Origin of the sequence: Lautropia mirabilis (assembly GCF_900637555.1) — a bacterium.
Taxonomy (GTDB): domain Bacteria; phylum Pseudomonadota; class Gammaproteobacteria; order Burkholderiales; family Burkholderiaceae_E; genus Lautropia; species Lautropia mirabilis.
Genome location: NZ_LR134378.1, coordinates 1,207,776 through 1,224,008, shown reverse-complemented (window position 1 = coordinate 1,224,008; position 16,233 = coordinate 1,207,776). Strand labels below are relative to the sequence as shown.

12 protein-coding genes are annotated in these 16,233 nt (G+C 66.8%); 4 read left to right on the top strand and 8 right to left on the bottom strand.

Translation table 11 applies throughout. From position 1 onward, the window contains the following. Nucleotides 1-37: 37 nt before the first annotated feature. Nucleotides 38-796, bottom strand: a complete 759-nt coding sequence (locus EL249_RS04955) for a response regulator (RefSeq protein WP_005673968.1) — start codon at nt 794-796, stop codon at nt 38-40. Next, a complete protein-coding gene (locus EL249_RS04950; RefSeq protein ID WP_005673969.1) occupies nt 793-2,700 on the bottom strand; it encodes an ATP-binding protein in 1,908 nt (635 codons plus the stop codon). Before EL249_RS04950 ends, EL249_RS04955 begins: the two co-directional genes overlap by 4 nt. Before the next feature lie 139 nt (nt 2,701-2,839). On the opposite strand from EL249_RS04950, the gene EL249_RS04945 reads away from it, so the two are divergent. After that, nucleotides 2,840-3,955, top strand: coding sequence for a DUF1615 domain-containing protein (locus EL249_RS04945; RefSeq protein ID WP_005673971.1), 1,116 nt, complete (start codon nt 2,840-2,842; stop codon nt 3,953-3,955). A 13-nt stretch (nt 3,956-3,968) separates the two neighbouring features. Here the strand turns inward: EL249_RS04945 and EL249_RS04940 are convergent, their stop codons facing one another. The 3 genes from EL249_RS04940 to EL249_RS04930 all read right to left on the bottom strand — a co-directional run bounded on the left by EL249_RS04940 (nt 3,969) and on the right by EL249_RS04930 (nt 6,942). Beyond that, on the bottom strand, nt 3,969-4,799 hold the full coding sequence (locus EL249_RS04940; RefSeq protein WP_005673972.1) for a hypothetical protein: 831 nt from the start codon (nt 4,797-4,799) through the stop codon (nt 3,969-3,971). Between the two features lie 324 nt (nt 4,800-5,123). Then, a complete protein-coding gene (locus EL249_RS04935; RefSeq protein WP_005673974.1) occupies nt 5,124-5,390 on the bottom strand; it encodes a ribbon-helix-helix protein, CopG family in 267 nt (88 codons plus the stop codon). A gap of 148 nt (nt 5,391-5,538) precedes the next feature. Then, nucleotides 5,539-6,942 carry an FAD-binding oxidoreductase gene (locus EL249_RS04930; RefSeq protein WP_005673975.1) on the bottom strand — a complete coding sequence of 468 codons (1,404 nt, stop codon included), beginning with the start codon at nt 6,940-6,942 and terminating at the stop codon, nt 5,539-5,541. Between the two features lie 245 nt (nt 6,943-7,187). On the opposite strand from EL249_RS04930, the gene EL249_RS04925 reads away from it, so the two are divergent. The 3 genes from EL249_RS04925 to glgB are packed head-to-tail and all read left to right on the top strand — an operon-like array spanning nt 7,188 to nt 12,194. After that, nucleotides 7,188-8,345 (top strand): alpha-hydroxy acid oxidase, encoded by a 1,158-nt coding sequence (locus tag EL249_RS04925; protein ID WP_005673976.1) that lies wholly within the window; start codon nt 7,188-7,190, stop codon nt 8,343-8,345. Further along, complete coding sequence (gene sbcB, locus EL249_RS04920) at nt 8,342-9,811, top strand: exodeoxyribonuclease I (protein ID WP_005673977.1); 1,470 nt, start codon at nt 8,342-8,344, stop codon at nt 9,809-9,811. Before EL249_RS04925 ends, sbcB begins: the two co-directional genes overlap by 4 nt. Beyond that, the gene (gene glgB / locus EL249_RS04915) at nt 9,786-12,194 is read left to right on the top strand and encodes a 1,4-alpha-glucan branching protein GlgB (RefSeq protein WP_336407072.1); all 2,409 of its coding nucleotides are present in this window, start codon (nt 9,786-9,788) and stop codon (nt 12,192-12,194) included. Before sbcB ends, glgB begins: the two co-directional genes overlap by 26 nt. Nucleotides 12,195-12,401: 207 nt before the next feature. Here glgB and EL249_RS04910 read toward each other — a convergent pair whose 3' ends face one another. The 3 genes from EL249_RS04910 to EL249_RS04900 all read right to left on the bottom strand — a co-directional run bounded on the left by EL249_RS04910 (nt 12,402) and on the right by EL249_RS04900 (nt 16,104). After that, nucleotides 12,402-13,610: a BMP family ABC transporter substrate-binding protein gene (locus tag EL249_RS04910; RefSeq protein ID WP_050781902.1), complete on the bottom strand. Its 1,209-nt coding sequence runs from the start codon at nt 13,608-13,610 to the stop codon at nt 12,402-12,404. Between the two features lie 36 nt (nt 13,611-13,646). Then, on the bottom strand, nt 13,647-15,005 hold the full coding sequence (locus EL249_RS04905) for a BMP family ABC transporter substrate-binding protein (RefSeq protein WP_126348092.1): 1,359 nt from the start codon (nt 15,003-15,005) through the stop codon (nt 13,647-13,649). A 259-nt stretch (nt 15,006-15,264) separates the two neighbouring features. Beyond that, nucleotides 15,265-16,104, bottom strand: coding sequence for a lipoyl protein ligase domain-containing protein (locus EL249_RS04900; protein WP_005673983.1), 840 nt, complete (start codon nt 16,102-16,104; stop codon nt 15,265-15,267). Between the last annotated feature and the right edge of the window lie 129 nt (nt 16,105-16,233).

The following is a 16,233-nucleotide window of genomic DNA, read 5'->3' as shown; positions in this document are numbered from 1 at the left end:
CGCCTACTGTAACGCAACTGCCTGCCGGGGGTGAAACTCAAGGTTGATACTTGTACCCCATGCCGTACACCGACTGGATCAGGTCGCTGTCGGGCAGGATGCGCCCCATCTTGCGGCGCAGATTCTTCACGTGCGTGTCGACCGTGCGGCCGTTGACCACCCGGTGGTCTTCATACAGGCGCTCCAGCAGGTCTTCCCGGCTGAACACATGGCCCGGCATGGCCGCCAGCACCGACAGCAGGCGGAATTCCACCGGCGTGAGTTCCAGCGGGCTGCCCTCCAGCCACGCCGCGTGGCGCACCGTGTCGATCCACAGCCCGTCAGGCGGCGGCGACACGTCCGCGGGCTTTTCCAGCACAGCCTCGGCCACCGCCTTCTGCTGCGGCTTGACGGCATCGGCCAGCGTGCGACGCAGCACTGCCCGCACCCGCGCCACCATCTCGCGCGGGCTGAAAGGCTTGCAGATGTAGTCGTCGGCGCCCAGCTCCAGCCCCAGCAGCCGGTCGATCTCTTCGACGCGCGCCGTCATCATGATGATGGGCACCGACGAGAAGGTGCGGATCTCGCGACAGATGTCGATGCCGTCGCGGCCCGGCAGCATGAGGTCCAGCAGCACCAGATCCGGAGGGTTGGTGCGCACCGCGTTGACCACCAGCCGGCCATCGGCCAGGATCCCGGTCTGGAAACCGGCAGCATCCAGGTATCGACAGACCAGGACGGCCAGCTTCGGCTCGTCCTCGACCACCAGCAGCTGCAGCGGCCGGCCAGGATTGGTCCAGATATTCTGCTGCGTCATCCATTTCCCTCCGAAGAATGCTCGGGGGGCAGCTCGATCCGGACGCGCAGCCCACCCAACGGCGAGGCCTGCGCCATGATGCGACCACCATGCGCCTCGACGATGCCCCGGCAGATGGCCAGCCCCAGCCCCGACCCGCCCGTGGCCCGGTTCCGTGACGCCTCACGACGGTAGAAACGGTCAAAGAGACGCGGATAGTCTTCAGGCGACATGCCGGGGCCGGAGTCGTCGAAATCGATGATCACGCCCGGGCTGTCCGCCTGACAGCCCACCTGCACGGTACCGCCCTGGTCCACGTAGCGTACGGCGTTTTCCAGAAGATTCTGGAAAACCTGACGCAATCGATTCGGATCCCCCGAAACGAGCATTCTATCTATAACCCCGACCCTTTTCAGGGACAACCCGCGGACAGCCAGGCGCTCCTGCCAGCTCGACAGCGTGGTGTCCAGCAGCTCCACCACATCCACCTGCTCCCAGTGATACGCCAGCGGTGCCACCTCCGTCATCGACAGCATGTGGATGTCGTCGACCAGCTTGGACAGAATGCCCACTTCACTCTGAAGGGATTGCACCACCCGCTGGTCCAGCGGCTGGAGCCCATCCTCCACCGCCTCCAGCTCGCCGCGCATGATCGCCAGCGGCGTGCGCAGCTCGTGCGACACGTCCGCCATGAAGGCGCGGCGCATGTTCTCGTTGCTCTGCAGCGTGCCGGCCAGCTTGTTGAACACCCGTGCCAGCTGCCCCAGCTCATCCTGCGAGGACACCGGCACGCGGATGTCGTACTGTCCCGCCGCCAGCGCCCGCGTGGCCGTGGCCAGCCGCCTTGCCGGCACCAGCATCACCCGCCCCAGCAGCCAGGCAACAACGGCCGCCAGCAGCACCGCCAGCCCCGCGATGTACCAGGCCGCACTCTCCTGACGGCGCTGGAAGGCCAGATCGGCCGCATCCGTCACCTCGGTGAAGCGCTTGCTGCCCACCCAGCCGGCCACCACCCCATCCACCAGGATTGGCACGAAATGCGCATCCGGCCCCGGGTCCGGGTTGCCCACCACGAAACGGCCACTGGCATCCTGCAGCGTCATGCGCGCCGCGGCATCCATGGGCGGCTTGGGCGCCACCACCGGCCATCCGGGTCCCGGCGCCGGCGCAGGCGGCATGTCGGGGTGTACATCCCCGCCATCGACCAGAACGTCCAGCAGGGACTCCTCGGCCGGCGGCGACAGCTCACCAGCGCGGGCCTCCGGCGGCCAGGAGGCCCCCTTCGTGCCCCCCGGACCCGGGCGGGCCGATTCATCCGCCTGCGTGGCCGACGGGTTGGACAGCCACCACCAGTTCGATGCCTGGCCCACATCGGCGGAGGCCTGTCCGGGCTGCGGCCCATGCCGCGACATGTCACCAGGCAGCAGACCATTGGGCAGCAACCCCTTCGGCAGAGGGCCACCGTGTTGGAGCGCCCCGTGCACGTGCGCTGCATCCGGCGCTGCGCGCCTGTTTTCCTGCCCGGGCTGCTCATACAGCAACCCGCGCGCCGCCCCCATGCCCTCGGCATACGGCATGGGCACCAGCCATTGGCAGGCCTGAAGCGGCCTGCGGCCCAGAATGGGCAGAATCGGCATCTGCCGCGGCCCCGAATGCAGTCGGTAGCCGCTGTAGCGCACAATGTGTCGCCACAGGTCGTCGCGCCCACGCAGGGCATCCCAGCCGTGCTCCGGATCGCCCACCTCGCGCCAGTGCGCCGCCAGCACCGTCGTCAGCACGTTCAGGCGCCGGGTCTCCACCTCATTCAGGTAGCCCAGAAAGCCGCGCTGGAAACTGATGCGGTTGGCAATGCTCATGGCCACCGCCATCACGACACTGGCCGCCAGTACGGCCACGAACAACTTGAAACCTATGCCGATTCTCATGCTGCCTAATTGAACACAGGAAACGTGGCTGTTGCGCGAAACGGCGCTCCCCGCGGCCGAGAATCCGCAATATCCTCATAATCTGCGGGTTCGATGCCGCAAGCCCCCTCGGGAATACCCTCAACCTTACCCCAATACCATGAAAGGCTCTATTTCCTCCGGCGTACTGCTGGTCACCGCCCTGCTGCTGGCCGGCTGCCAGACCACCTCGCCCGACAAGGCCGGACTGGCCCCCGAAGACGCCCGCACCGTGGCTCGCAAGGCCATTCCCCCCAACGTGAAGGACGCCGGCGGCTGGGCCACCGACATCCAGACCTCCTTCTCGCTGCTGGGTCTGCCCGCCACCCGCGGCAGCCTGTGCGCCACCGTCGCCGTCATCGAGCAGGAATCGGGCTTCCAGGTCAATCCCGTGGTGGCCGGCCTGCCCGCCATCGCCTGGAAAGCCATCGACGAACGTGCCGCCCGCTATCACATCCCCGGCTTCATGGTCCGCACTGCACTGGCCCTGCCCAGCGGCAACGGCCAGAGCTATGCCCAGCGCATCGACAGCGCCCGCACCGAAGAAGATCTCAGCCGCACCTTCGAGGACCTCATCGACACCGTGCCCCTCGGCAAGCGCCTGTTCGGCCAGTACAACCCCGTGCGCACCGGCGGCGCCATGCAGGTCTCCATCAGCTATGCCGAAGACCACGCCAGGCGCAAGCCCTACCCCTACGGCGACGCCGGCAGCATCCGGCAGGAAATCTTCACCCGTCGCGGCGGCCTGTACTTCGGCATTGCCCACCTGCTGGACTACCCCGTCGACTACCCCGAGATGAAATACCGCTTCGCGGACTACAACGCCGGCCACTACGCCAGCCGCAACGCCGCCTTCCAGCGCGCCCTGGCCGTGGCCACCGGCCAGAAGCTCACCCCCGACGGCGACCTGCTGGACCACGCCAACCCCTCCATGGCCACCCCGGGCCAGACCGAGCGCGCCGCCCGCACCTTCGGCAAGCAGATCGGCCAGAACGACGACAGCATCCGCGCCATGCTGCAGAAGGGCGACACCCTGGCCTTTGCCGACACCCCGCTCTACAAGGCCGCCTTCGCCCACGCCGACCGTGCCGGCAGCGGCAAGCCCATGCCCCGTGCCACCCTGCCCGACATCCAGCTCAACAGCCCCAAGATCACCCGCAAGCTCACCACCGCCTGGTTTGCCGAGCGGGTGAACGAGCGCTACCTGCGGTGCCTGAAGCGGGTGGGTGGGGAGTGAGGGTGTCAACAGCTCAGCCGCCGGACGCGCTTCCCGAAGAACGGCCGGTGCATTTCTCCCCCTCCCGCCGCGGATCCCCATGCCGATCGAAGCGCTCGTGCCGCATCTCTCCCGTGGGGCGCTGCCGATAGTTCTGGGCGGGCTCGCAGCCGGCCGCCCTGGTCGTCGATGAAGCGGGCACGGGCGAGGCATTGGCCGCCTCGTTCGCGGAGCCTTCCCGGCCCGATCGCGCCGCCGAGCTGCCCTGCCCGTCACTGAAGATCTGCTGCCCGGCAGGCGCACCGCCCAGGGTCGCCCCCTCCTGCGACACGAGCAACGGCGTGGCCAGGGTGGCCACCACCAACAGGACCAGCACGGACGAGACCGACGCCAGCGCGACACCCGCCAGGCTGTAGCGGGGCGGTGCATCAGGAATGGCGCAGGCAATGGCGCGGGTGACGACCCATAGGCCATAGACGGCCAGCACCAGGCCCAGCGGCTGGGCGATCCCGGCCGGCAGCTCCAGCGACTCCAGCAGGGCCGACAGCACGTTGGGCACCAGCCCGGCAGCCAGCAGCAGGTTGAAGAGCGGCCCCCGGCCATCCCAGCGCCCGTCGCGCATCAGCCACCAGCGCAGCACGCCATGCACCAGGCCGTACAGCAGCGCGTTCAGCCCTAGCCCCACCAGCAGCGCCTGCGGAATGGTCATGAGCGGCATGCCGTCGTCCTGTGTGAGGCTTGCCAGACTCATGCCCACCAGGACGCCCAGCACGACCAGCACCCCTACGGTCTGCCGGCGCGGCACGTCGAAAGCCGACAGTGGCAGGTCGCGCAGCAGGAACAGCGAAAGGGCGGCAGAAATCATGACGGGGCTACTCCTTCAGGCCAATGGCTCCGACACGGCGCAGGCTGGCGTGCATTCCCGGTGTGTCGCCAGCCACCGCCGATTCTTCATGGTAGCTGTGGGCCGCCGTCGCCTTGCGCAAGACCCTGGCCGCGTCAACGCAGCATCTCGCCCTCTGATGCTTCATCTTCCTGCGGGGCACTCAATCCTTCAGCCACAGTCTCCGCAAGCGGACGCCCTGGGGGCTGAGGTCACGGGCGTACCCCAGCCAACTCACCCAGCATCCGTACAGCGCTGGCATGGTGGGCATCGCCGTCGTTGAACAGGGCAACGAGAAACCCTGTATCAACCAGCGTAGCCGTATTTCTCACGCAGCTTCTCCAGCACGGCCCGCTTGAGCGGATCCTTCACCGAGTCGGGATCGCGCAGCCCTCCGCCCTGGCCTATGTACATGGCATCAATCTCGGCCTCCGTCTTCTCGGCGGGAATGACCCGAGCGGCATAGGCGGCAATGCTGCGACGCACAAACTCGGACTTGCTGATATGCAGCCTGTCGGCAGCCAGCGTCAACAGAGCATCGTCTTCGGCGGTAAGTTGCAGGGACAGGCTCATGAAGCACCCAGAGCAGTGGAAATCGCGCGTATCGGGCAGCCGCCACCAGTCAGCTTTTCAGCGCGCCACCCGAAACCGTGTTTATACGGTACTTGAGGAAGGGCTACAAGCCCCGCTCCTGCGGAGCCCTGCCCTCCCCCTGGCCGCATCAGCGCAGCATCTTGCCCGGATTGAAGAGCCCCTCCGGATCCAGCGCCGCCTTGATGCGCGCCATCAGCGCCACGCCCTCAGCACCGGCTTCGGTCTCCAGGAAGTCCATCTTGTGCAGGCCGATGCCATGTTCACCCGTGCAGGTTCCGCCCAGCGACAGGGCCAGCGAGACAATCTCACGGTTGAGCGCCTCGGCGCGTGCCACTTCGTCGGGGTTGTCCACGTCCACCAGAATCAGGCAATGGAAGTTGCCGTCGCCCACGTGGCCGACGATCAGCGACGGGAAGCCGCTGGCTTCCAGCAGCTTGCGCGCGCCCTCGACAGAGGCCGCCAGCCGCGAGATGGGCACGCAGGTATCGGTGGAGATGGCCCGCGCGCCGGGTCGCATCTGCAGGCCGGCAAAGTAGGCGTCATGCCGAGCGTTCCACAGCCGGGTGCGCTCTTCGGGCTTCTCGGCCCAGGCAAAGTCCGTCCCGCCCTCGTCGGCCGCCAGCTGCTGCACCAGCTCCACCTGCTCGGCCACGCCGGCCGGGCTGCCATGGAACTCGAAGAACAGCGTGTAGCCTTCGCGCAGGTCCATCTTGCTGTAGGCGTTGATGGCGCGGATGGCGGGCGGGTCCAGGAATTCGCAGCGCGCCAGCGGCACGCCCAGCTGGATGGCCTGGATGACGACGTTGACGGCCTGCTCGGCCGACGGGAAGTTGACCACCGCGGCCGACACTGCCTCGGGCAGCGGATGCAGGCGCAGCGTGACTTCGGTGATGATGCCCAGCGTGCCCTCGGCCCCCACGAAAAGGCGGGTAAGGTCATAGCCGGCCGACGACTTGCGGGCGTGCGTGCCGGTATGCACCACCTTCCCTTCGGCCGTCACCACGGTCAGCGCCAGCACGTTCTCGCGCATGGTGCCGTAACGCACGGCGTTGGTGCCCGAGGCGCGGGTGGAGGCCATGCCGCCGATGGAGGCATCCGCCCCCGGATCGATGGGGAAGAAGAGCCCGGTGTCATGCAGCTCCTGGTTGAGCTGCTTGCGGGTCACGCCGGCCTGCACCGTCACCAGCAGGTCTTCGGCAGCCACCGACACGATGCGGTTCATCCGCGACATGTCCAGCGTGATGCCACCCCGGATCGCCAGAAGCTGGCCCTCGATGGACGAACCCGCCCCCCAGGGCACGATCGGACAGTGATGTGCGCGACAGAGCTTCACCAGATCCACCACGTCCTCGGTGCTCTCGGCAAACACCACCCCTTCGGGCAGGGTCAGCGGGTAGATGGATTCATCGCGGCCGTGGTGCTCGCGCACCCCGTGCGACACCGAGAAGCGTTCTCCGAAACGCTGCTCCAGCGCGGCCTTCAGGGTTTCGTTCAACCGGGGCGCCGCGGCGCCCTGCCCATCGTTCGTCATCGTCTTTCCTGGGTTTGGATCATCAGGGTTGCAAAGCGGCCCGGCCCGGAATCCGCCCCGCCATCACCCGGGGCCGGCGGGCCAGCGCCGAAGGGTGGATTCTAGATCGCGGCGCAACCCGGCGCTGCATCGCAGCATCCGCTCACCCCGGGTAAACCCTAGCCCACAACGTGCCCGTACAGAGCGCGGGGGGTCCGTAACGGGTTGTAGTATCTCGGGAATATCTGAACAGAAGGAACTCCTCCATGGCCCCGGTCATTACCTGCATCGAAGATCTCCGAGTCATTGCCAAGCGCCGCGTGCCGCGCATGTTCTACGACTACGCGGACTCCGGCTCCTGGACAGAATCCACCTACCGCTCCAACGAAACCGCTTTCCAGAAGATCAAGTTCCGCCAGCGCGTGGCGGTCAACATGGAAAACCGCTCGCTGGAAAACACGATGATCGGCGAGAACGTGACGATGCCGGTGGCACTGGCCCCCACGGGACTCACCGGCATGCAGCACGCCGACGGCGAGATCCTCGCAGCCCGCGCCGCCGAGAAGTTCGGAGTGCCCTTCACGCTCTCCACCATGAGCATCTGCTCCATCGAGGACGTGGCCGAGCACACCAGCCGCCCATTCTGGTTCCAGCTCTACGTCATGAAGGACAAGGGCTTTGTCGAGCGCCTCATCAACCGCGCCAAGGCCGCCAAGTGCTCGGCGCTGGTCATCACGCTTGACCTGCAGATCCTCGGCCAGCGCCACAAGGACATCAAGAACGGCCTGTCCTCGCCCCCCAAGCCCACGCTCACCAACCTCATCAACCTGGCTACCAAGCCCTACTGGTGCTGGCACATGCTGCACACGAAGCGGCGCACCTTCGGCAACATCGTCGGCCACGCCAGCGGCGTGAGCGACACCAGCTCGCTGTCGGCCTGGACCAGCCAGCAGTTCGACCCGGCGCTGTCGTGGGACGACGTGGCCTGGATCAAGGACAAGTGGGGCGGCAAGATCATCATCAAGGGCATCATGGAGCCCGAGGACGCCCATCTGGCCGTGAAGTCGGGGGCCGACGCGCTGATCGTCTCCAACCACGGCGGCCGCCAGCTCGACGGCGCCCTGCCCTCCATCGAGGCCCTGCCCGCCATCGTCGATGCGGTCGGCAAGGACAACATCGAGATCTATCTGGACAGCGGCGTGCGCTCCGGTCAGGACGTGATCCGCTCCGTGGCCATGGGCGCACGGGGCGTGTTCATCGGCCGTCCCTTCCTGTACGGCCTGGGTGCCATGGGCGAGGCCGGCGTCACCAAGGCACTGGAAGTCATCCGCAACGAAGCCGATCTCACCATGGCCTTCTGCGGGTTGCGTAACATCAAGGATGTGAACAAGAGCATCCTGGTGCCCGGCACCTACCCGACGTGAGCGAAACAAGCTTCTTCTGGCACGACTACGAAACCTTCGGGCGCGACCCGCGCCTTGACCGGCCGGCGCAGTTTGCCGGCATCCGCACCGACCTCGACCTGAACGAGGTCGGCGAGCCGGTGATGCTGTACTGCAAGCCGGCCCCCGACTACCTGCCTGACCCCGAGGCCTGCCTGCTGACCGGCATCCTGCCGCAGGAGTGCCTGGCCAGGGGGCTGCCTGAATACCGCTTTGCCGATGCGGTGCTGGCCGAGCTGGGTGCCAGCGGCACCATCGGCGTGGGCTACAACTCCATCCGCTTCGACGACGAAGTGACGCGCCACCTGCTGTGGCGCACGCTGCGCCCGCCCTATGACCGGGAATGGCGCAACGGCTGCAGCCGCTGGGATCTGCTGGACGTGGTGCGCGCCACGGCCGCCCTGCGCCCCGAGGGCATCGAATGGCCCCGCCACGACGACGGCCGCCCCTCCTTCAAGCTGGAACATCTGAGCGCCGCCAACGGCCTGGCCCATGCGCAGGCGCACGATGCGCTCTCGGACGTGCGCGCCACCATCGCCCTGGCGGCCCTCATCCGCAACCGCCAGCCCCGGCTCTGGAACTTCTGCCTGGCACTGCGCCAGAAGCAGGCCGTGCTGACCGAGATCGGTTCCGACCGTCCTTTCATCCACGTCTCTGCCATGTACGGGGCCGAACGGGGCGGCATGGCGGTGGTCTGGCCGCTGGCGCAGCATCCCACCAACCGCAACGAGCTGATCGTCTGGGACCTGATTCACGACCCCGCCGAGCTGGCCGACCTGGATGCGGAACAGATTCGCCTGCGGCTCTTCTCGAAGACCGAAGACCTGCCCGAGGGCATGACGCGCCTGCCCATCCGGAGCCTGGCCATCAACAAGTCCCCGATCGTCATCGGCAACCTGAAGGTGCTCACGCCCGCCGTCATCGAACGCTGGCACATCGACATGGAGACCATCGCCCGTCACACCGAGACGGCCCGACGCCTGACCCCACAGCTGGCCAGCCGCATGGATGAGGTCTACCAGCGCCCCCGCCCGCAGGGCCCCGCCCCGGACGTGGACGGCGACCTCTATGGCGGCTTCATCGGCAACGACGACCGTCGGCGTCTGGATGACTGGCGCGAACGACTGGATGCCACCGCATCGCAGGCCGCCGCATCGCCGGATGCCGATCATTCACATATTCAAATCCCGTCTTTTGAGGATCCCCGACTTGAGGAAATGTCTTTCCGATACCGTGCAAGGCAATTTCCGGATATGCTCAGTACTGAAGAAAAACAGCGCTGGGTGGCACACTGTCACGCCAGACTCCATCAGGGGGCCGGCAATGCCATGACGTTGGCGACTTTCGCCCATCGTCTGGACGAGCTCAACCAGTCGCTGTCACCCGACGATGAACACGGCCAACGGCTGCTGGAGGCTCTCTATGACTACGGTGAACAACTCGCCTGACAAAAACAGCACGACACAGACGCTCCAAGCTCCCCCTGTCTGCACGGAAGACGACATCTACTACTTCCGTGAAGGCACCAACAACCGGCTGTATCGCTGGATGGGCGCCCACCCCTGCACCCACGCCACGCAGGAAGGCGGCAAGCCCGAGAAAGGCTGCTGGTTTGCCGTCTGGGCCCCCAATGCCCGCGAAGTGCAGGTCATCGGCGACTTCAACGGCTGGCAGCATGGCGCCAGCCCGCTGGCCGTGCGTGGCGACAGTTCCGGCATCTGGGAAGGCTTCGTGCCCCACGCCTCGGTCGGCGATTGCTACAAGTACCGCATCCTGTCGGCCCCCACCGGTGAATGGCTGGAAAAGAGCGACCCCTTCGGCTTTGCGTGGGAAGAGCCGCCCTGCACCGCCACCCGCATTGCCGACATCTCCTATCGCTGGGACGACGCCGAATGGATGAAGACGCGTGGCCAGGCCAACGCGCTCAACGCCCCCATCAGCATCTACGAATGCCACCTGGGCTCCTGGATGCGCCCGGACGACAACCCGCACGGCTTCCTCAACTACCGCGACATCGCGCCCAAGCTGGCTGACCACGTGCAGTCGCTGGGCTTCACCCACGTCGAGCTGATGCCCATCACCGAACACCCGTTCTATGGTTCGTGGGGTTATCAGACGGTGGGTTACTTTGCTCCCACCTCGCGCTACGGCAGTCCGACCGACTTCAAGGCGTTCGTCGACTACATGCACGGGCGCGGCATCGGCGTCATCCTGGACTGGGTACCCTCGCACTTCCCTGGTGACGCCCACGGTCTGCACCGCTTTGACGGCACCGAACTGTACGAACACGCTGATCGCCGCCAGGGCTTCCACCCCGAGTGGAACAGCTGGATCTTCAACTACGGCCGCCACGAGGTGCGCAGCTTCCTGCTCTCCAGCGCCGCCTTCTGGCTGGACCAGTACCACATCGACGGCATCCGGGTGGACGCCGTGGCCTCCATGCTGTACCTGGACTACTCCCGCCAGGACGGCCAGTGGATCCCCAACCGCTTCGGCGGCCGCGAGAACCTGGAAGCCATCCACTTCCTGCGCCAGCTCAACCAGAGCGTCTACCGCGACTTCCCCGACGTGCAGACCATCGCCGAGGAATCCACGGCCTGGCCGGGCGTCTCGCGTCCGGTGGCTTGGGGCGGCCACAGCAACGACAACCCCGAGACCATGAACGGTCTGGGCTTCGGCATGAAGTGGAACATGGGCTGGATGCACGACACGCTGTCGTGGTTCGAGAAGGACCCGGTCTACCGCAGCTACCACCAGAACGCCCTCAGCTTTAGCCTGTACTACGCCTTCAACGAGAACTTCGTGCTGCCGCTCTCGCACGACGAAGTGGTCTACGGCAAGGGCAGCCTGCTGTCCAAGATGCCGGGCGACGACTGGCAGAAGTTTGCCAACCTGCGCCTGCTCTACGGCCTGATGTGGACCCACCCGGGCAAGAAACTGCTGTTCATGGGCGGCGAATTCGGCCAATGGACCGAATGGGCGCATGAAGGCAGCGTCGACTGGAATGCCGCCGACACCTACTTCCACGTGGGCGTCAAGCACCTCATCGGCGCGCTCAACCACCTGATGCGCACCCAGCCGGCCCTGCACCAGCGCGACTTCGACGGCAGCGGCTTCGAGTGGATCAGCGCCGACGACAGTGCCCATAGCGTGCTGGCCTATCTGCGCCATGGCAACGATCCCAAGGACACGCTGCTGGTCGTCTTCAACGGCACACCCGTGCCGCACCACAACTACCGTCTGGGCGCCCCGCAGGGTGGCCGCTGGCAGGAAATCTTCAACAGCGATGCCTCCATCTATGGCGGCACCGACGTGGGCAACCAGGGCTTCGTGGATGCCCTCGACGAAGGCACCCATGGTCGCCCCTACTCGCTGGAGCTGACCCTGCCGCCGCTGGGCCTGCTGGTGTTCAAGCATGTCGACACGCCGGCTGCCAAGGCACTGCCTGAAGCCAAGGCCGCAGCGCCTGCCGCAAAAAAGCCTGAAGCCGCCCCTGTCGCAGCCAAACCGGCCAAGGCTGAAGCCCCGGAGCCCAAGGCCGCTGTCGCCAAGACCAGCGCAGCCCCCAAGGCGGCTGCTCCGAAGGCGGCCGCTCCCAAGACATTTGAAACCAAGGCAGCAGAGCCCAAGGCTGCAGCACCCAAGGCCGCGGCACCCAAGGCCGCGGCACCCAAGGCTGCCACCACGTCACGCACGCGGACCAGCACTGCCAAGACGGCCGCGGCAGGAACAACCGCCAAGGCGGCCCCCAAGGCAGCCGCTCCCAAAGCGGCCAGCAGCCGCACCACGGCCACGACCAAGGCCAAGCCTGCCAGCCGCAGCAAGGGCTGATTGAGGCAGTTCGGGGACGGGCATTCCCCTCCCCGGACAAAAAAGCCGCCGATACGCTTTCATCCGTATCGGCGGCTTTTTTATGGCCATGAGCCGCGGCCTGTGGGCTTCCGGTTGTCACGCCCCACGCCCCGCGCCCCACGCCCGGCGATGGTGGGCAACCGCAGACAACAACCAGCGCCCGAAGAAGCCCTCCGGTGCGAGCGATCAGCTCACCCGGCCGATGACCCCTTCTGCCAGCCAGTCCATCTTCTGCATGACGGTATCGGACATCACGCCGCCCAGCTGGCGAACCTTGCCGTCATTGGCGCGCAGTTCGCCCTCGAAGACGTGCCGGTGTCCGCGCATGAGCTGCAGGCGCACGGCGTTGATCTGCCGGCGCACCGCCTGCGATACGGGCGCGGGCCCCAGTTCCAGCTGCACCATGCCGTCGGCCAGACCGCCCCAAGTGTGGTCCGGTTCCCACTTGCCTTCCAGCAGCTTGCGGGTGCGCTCCAGGTAGTAGGCATTCCAGTTGGGCAGCACGGTACCCAGCAGCAGGTTGCGCGGCACGATCTTGCTGTAGTCGCCCTGGAAGCCGATCAGCTTCAGCTTGCGGTCACGCGCCACCTCGGCCACCGCCACGGTGTCGGTGTGCTGGGTGAACACATCCGCCCCCTGCGACAGCAGGCTGTAGGTGGCCTCGCGCTCCAGCCCCGGATCACGCCAGTTGTTGGTCCAGTACACCCGCACCGTGATCTTGGGGTTCACCGAACGCGCGCCCAGCGTGTAGGCGTTGATGCCCTGCAGAACCTCGGGAACCGGCACGGGCGCAATGTAGGCCAGCACACCGGCCTTGCTGGCGTGGGCTGCCAGCATGCCGGCCAGATAGCGTGCCTGGTAGTAGCGGGCGTTGTAGGTACCCACGTTGTCAGCCGTCTTGAAGCCGGCATTGCTCTCGAAGCGCACCGAGGGGTAGTCGCGCGCCACGCGCACGATGGCGTCCATGAAGCCATAAGCGGTACCGAACACCAGCTGGCAGCCGTCGGCACACATCTTGCGCAGTACCCGGTCGGCGTCCTTGCCTTCGGTCACACGCTCGGCCGGCACCAGCTCAATGCGGTTGCCCAGCTTCCGCTTCAGGTATTGGGCGCTGAGCGCATGCAGGTGACTGGCCGAATACGGATCGATCGGGCCGTCATACAGAAAGCCCACCCGCAGCGGCTTGGACGCGGCACGGCTGGCCGCATGGCCTGCGCCCGCCGTGGCGGACTTGCCCGCGGTCGGACTGGCGGCTGCGTGGGTGCCACGAGCAGCCCCCGCGGCTTTCCGGTCGTTACCTTCGGCAGCCCGAGCGGACAGCGGCAGGCCGGCCTGCGACAGCAACAGCCCGCTGCCAGCAGCTAGCAGCAGGCGACGACGATTCGTTTGCGACATCTTGTGAGATTCCGGATTCATGAACATTAGGCAGAATCAGCGACCGGCAGGCACCTGGCCCTCAACCCCTTTCACGTAGGTCATCAGGCCTTCCAGGAAGCGGTCATCGCCCACCTTGCCGGCCGGCAGCAGCTCGCGGTCATCCACCGTCACCAGCGGCCCTTTCCAGATCTGCAGCTTACCTTCGCGCAGCGCCTTGCGCTTTTCCTCGACGGCGGCCCGAGCCTCGGGCGTCAGCTTGTCGGACAGGGCCACCAGGTCCACACGGCCGTCACGCAGCCCCTGCCAGGTGGGCGCGGGCTTCCAGCGCTTGTCCAGCACCTGCTGCACCGTCTGCACATAGTAGCCGGCCCAGTCGAAGGCCACCGACCCCAGGTGCGCCTTGGGCGCGGCCTGGCTCATGTCGGCGCCCCAGCCAAAGGCGTACTTGCCCACCCGCTCTGCCTGCTTCAGCGGGTCAGTCGTGGCGGTGTTGTAGATGATCACGTCGGCACCACCGCTGATCAGCGTCTGGGTGGCCTCGGTCTCGCGCACCGGGTCTGCCCAGCCGTTCACCCAGGCCACCTTCACGCGCGCCGTGGGGTTGACCGACTGCGCACCCAGCGCAAAGGCGTCGATGTTGCGGACCACCTCGGGAATGGGCACAGGCGCCACGAAGCCCACGGTGTCGGTCTTCGTCATCTTGCCAGCGGCCACCCCGGCCAGGTACACCCCCTCATAGGCGCGCACCCCATAGGAACGGATGTTGCCTGCGGACGTGCCCAGCCCGGCCACTTCCCAGCGCACATCCGGGTATTCCAGCGCCAGACGCTTCATCAGCGCCTCGTAGGTGGCGCCAGTGCCGAAGATGAGCCGATTGCCGTCTTCCACCAACTTGCGGAAGGCCTTCTCGGCATCAACGTCCTTCACGTTGTCCAGCACCGTCACGGCCACCCGGTCACCCAGCTGCTGACGCAGGGCATCAATGCCCTGCTGGTGCGAGCGCGACCAGCCGCTGCCATCCGGCGTGGTGGGCAGCACGAAGCCCACTTTCAGTTCTGCCTCGGCCCTGGCCGCAGGCTCTGCCTTGGCAGTGCTGTCCTGCTGCGAAGCCGGCGTGCCCTGAGCGGCGGGGGCTTTCTGATCGGCCGGTGCATCCTGTCCAGCCGGCGCTTTCTGCCCGGCCGCAGCGCCTTGCCCGGCAGCTGCCTTCTGTTCGGCTGCAGCGCCCTGCTCGGCCGAAGCCTTCTGACCCGAAGCAGCTTCAGCCTGTCCGGCGGCCTTGTCGGCCGCAGCGGCAGCAGGCTGGACCTTTTCGGGCTGGTCCAGGGTGGGCTGGGCCGCCAGCGGCGCAGCCAGCACCAGCATCACGGCCGCAGCCAGCGGCGCGGTCTTGCATCGACGGGGAAGTTTCATGAAAGGAAGCTCCGCAGGCCCGGGGAACGTCCCCGGGAAAGGGCTGGAACGCCAGAAAGTCAAAGTCATGATTTTATCAGTGCAGCTTGGCGACAACGGATACAACCTGAATCGATATCGAACGTTCTGGCAGAAGTCCTGCCAAAAACTGCGCACGACAGGCTGTTCCGGCACACAGGAAGCGCCCGGGGGCTTTCGACAACGCCAGACCGCATGCGGTCACGGCGTCTCGCGCAGCTGCATGACATCGCCCACCCGATCAGTCGGTCATCAGGGACATCGGCTGCAGGCGGGGCCACAGCACCGCCAGGAAGTCGTCATTGGACACCGGCCGCGGGCTGACCGAGGCCAGATCCACCGTGGTGGCCGCCAGCTCGTCGGCCAGCGCCACCGGGTGACCCAGTGTCTGCGCCAGCAGGCGCCAGGGGGCCGGCTGCACCAGCACGCCCAACGCCAGCAGCACGCCATGGCGGCTGCGCCGCTGGGCAAAGCCCACCAGCTTGCGCGCCACGCCCGTGGCCGGGTCATCCACCACCACCTCCCAGGGCGCCACACCGGCAAAGCATGCCCACGCCAACCGTTCCGGCGCCGGAATGCGCTCGGCCGGCGGCACGGCACGCGCCGTCACGCCCAGCTCGGCCAACGTCTCCATCATGGCCTCGCCCAGCCAGCGATAGCTGTCGGCCACGGAGGTCATCGCCATGCGCGGATCGTCCAGCGGCAGCAGCAGCGAGGCACTCAGCAACCATGGGCCCACCAGCACCGCACCACCACCGGCACCGCGCTTGACCAGCGGCAGGCGCACGGCGCCAGAATCCGCCAATCCATCCGGGGACATACCCGCAGCATCGCCCGCCGGCGCGCCGCCCACGCCGGCAGCTGCCGGCCTGTCAGCCAACGCATGCTGCGAGCGCCCCAGCACGATGGCCCCTTCGCGGTAGGTCCAGACCTTCATCCGCGGCTGCAGCACCGGTTCTGCCAGCTGGCGCTCGTTCCAGCGCTGCTCCCGGGCCGCGTCCAGGTCCGACGCACCTGTCGCTTCCCCTGTCAGGGAGAGACCCTCACCATGTCCTTCATGCGTCGGGGATGTTATGTTCATGCGTTTTCTGCATATCCATCTGTCGCTCAGGCAGAGATGATGCGCCAAAATGGCCGCCATTGTCTCGAGAAGGCCTGCCACGCGCCAGACAGGATCCCGCCGCGGCCGGTACATACGTCCCCTCGCAAG

What these genes read in the sequence shown, in the direction of transcription:
- EL249_RS04955 (WP_005673968.1), bottom strand. Translation starts at nt 796, where the DNA reads ATGACGCAGCAGAATATCTGGACCAATCCTGGCCGGCCGCTGCAGCTG.
- EL249_RS04950 (WP_005673969.1), bottom strand. Translation starts at nt 2,700, where the DNA reads ATGAGAATCGGCATAGGTTTCAAGTTGTTCGTGGCCGTACTGGCGGCC.
- EL249_RS04945 (WP_005673971.1), top strand. Translation starts at nt 2,840, where the DNA reads ATGAAAGGCTCTATTTCCTCCGGCGTACTGCTGGTCACCGCCCTGCTG.
- EL249_RS04940 (WP_005673972.1), bottom strand. Translation starts at nt 4,799, where the DNA reads ATGATTTCTGCCGCCCTTTCGCTGTTCCTGCTGCGCGACCTGCCACTG.
- EL249_RS04935 (WP_005673974.1), bottom strand. Translation starts at nt 5,390, where the DNA reads ATGAGCCTGTCCCTGCAACTTACCGCCGAAGACGATGCTCTGTTGACG.
- EL249_RS04930 (WP_005673975.1), bottom strand. Translation starts at nt 6,942, where the DNA reads ATGACGAACGATGGGCAGGGCGCCGCGGCGCCCCGGTTGAACGAAACC.
- EL249_RS04925 (WP_005673976.1), top strand. Translation starts at nt 7,188, where the DNA reads ATGGCCCCGGTCATTACCTGCATCGAAGATCTCCGAGTCATTGCCAAG.
- glgB (WP_336407072.1), top strand. Translation starts at nt 9,786, where the DNA reads ATGACTACGGTGAACAACTCGCCTGACAAAAACAGCACGACACAGACG.
- EL249_RS04910 (WP_050781902.1), bottom strand. Translation starts at nt 13,610, where the DNA reads ATGTCGCAAACGAATCGTCGTCGCCTGCTGCTAGCTGCTGGCAGCGGG.
- EL249_RS04905 (WP_126348092.1), bottom strand. Translation starts at nt 15,005, where the DNA reads ATGAAACTTCCCCGTCGATGCAAGACCGCGCCGCTGGCTGCGGCCGTG.
- EL249_RS04900 (WP_005673983.1), bottom strand. Translation starts at nt 16,104, where the DNA reads ATGAACATAACATCCCCGACGCATGAAGGACATGGTGAGGGTCTCTCC.